The sequence below is a fragment of the Achromobacter spanius genome, from assembly GCF_039673305.1.
GTDB lineage: Bacteria > Pseudomonadota > Gammaproteobacteria > Burkholderiales > Burkholderiaceae_B > Achromobacter > Achromobacter spanius_F.
Genome location: NZ_JBDJLJ010000132.1, coordinates 1 through 607 on the forward strand (window position 1 = coordinate 1; position 607 = coordinate 607).

The 607-nt window shown below is 63.6% G+C and carries 2 protein-coding genes; both read right to left on the reverse strand.

The window, feature by feature from the left end:
• The coding region (locus ABE485_RS31160) for a contractile injection system protein, VgrG/Pvc8 family (protein ID WP_346519109.1) at positions 1–263 on the reverse strand (263 nt) is incomplete at its 3' end.
• A gap of 131 nt (positions 264–394) precedes the next feature.
• The coding region (tssD, locus tag ABE485_RS31165) for a type VI secretion system tube protein TssD (RefSeq protein ID WP_346519110.1) at positions 395–607 on the reverse strand (213 nt) is incomplete at its 5' end.

Consider the following 607-nt stretch of genomic DNA (forward strand, 5'->3'; position numbering starts at 1 on the left):
CTCCTGAACCCCGTGTCGCCTTGCTCGAAGCCGGTGACGATGCCGTGCACATGGCGCACCGGCTCTTCGCCGCGCCAGATCGTAAAGAGCGCGGGTTGGTCCAGCAGCGCGCCGAAGTCCACCGACGGGTCGAAGCTGGACAGCTCCACGCGTAGCAGAAAGGTGTCGGACAGGGCTTCGTCGAGGGTGAACTCCACCACGTCGAAGTCCACGCCGGCGACGGCCGGCGAGAACGTAAATCGCACATCGGATGAACGGGGCATCTCGGTATCCTGCGCAGCCGCAACGTCGAGGGCAATCGTTCCGGCTGCCTGTGAACAAGAAGAAGACGGAATCACCGCTCACAGCGGTTCCGTTCCCAGGCTTGAGTCACGCCTTATCAGGCGCGGTCTGATCAGCCTTCCAGCGGCTTGCGCCAGTCGTCCGAGGCCTCCGTGCCCGCGATCGCATGCGTCCAGGTGATCTTGCGATAGGCCATGGCGACCTTGATCAGCTGCGTGTAGTCCGACTTGCTGGGGTCCTGCGCGTGCGGCAGGACGCTGGTGATGTCCACGATCGTGGCGTCTTCCAGCTCGGTCGTGAAGAAGTGCTCCTGCTTGCCGTCGAT